Annotated in this window: 1 protein-coding gene; it reads left to right on the forward strand. The window is 50.4% G+C overall.

Annotation, left to right across the window (positions count from 1 at the left end):
• Positions 1-530, forward strand: a 530-nt coding sequence (locus GCE9029_RS25490; protein ID WP_157487867.1) for a molybdopterin-dependent oxidoreductase, incomplete at both ends; no start/stop codon positions are given.

Genomic DNA, 530 nt, shown 5'->3' on the forward strand with positions numbered 1-530 from the left:
GTGTGGATCATGGCGACGAATCCGGTCGTTAGCCTTCCAGACAGTGCGAAAGTGAAAGCCGCGCTCGAACAATGCCCATTTGTTGTCGTGTCCGATTGCATTGCCGACACTGAAACCACTCGCTTGGCTGATGTAGTGCTGCCCGCGCAAGGGTGGAGTGAAAAGTCGGGCACCGTGACCAATTCAGAGCGCCGTATATCAAGGCAGCGCCGCATATTACCAAGCCCAGGCGAAGCCAACCCCGATTGGTGGATGATTAAAGAAGTGGCGCAGAAAATGCGTCATCAAGAAGCCTTTGATTATCGTCATGAAGGACAAAGCGTTGAAGAGTATTGCCAGATGACCAGCCTTGATAATGCAAACGGCAAACGTCGAGACTTGTGTTTGATGGGCTTAACAAACTTAGACGACCAAGGTTACAGCGAACTTAAACCTCAGCAGTGGACAGTATTGAAGCTGCAACAAGACATCGTGAACCAGCGAATGTTTACTGATGGCGAGTTTTTTACCGCCTCTGGGAAAGCGCAGTT

This window comes from Grimontia celer (assembly GCF_900055185.1).
GTDB lineage: Bacteria > Pseudomonadota > Gammaproteobacteria > Enterobacterales > Vibrionaceae > Enterovibrio > Enterovibrio celer.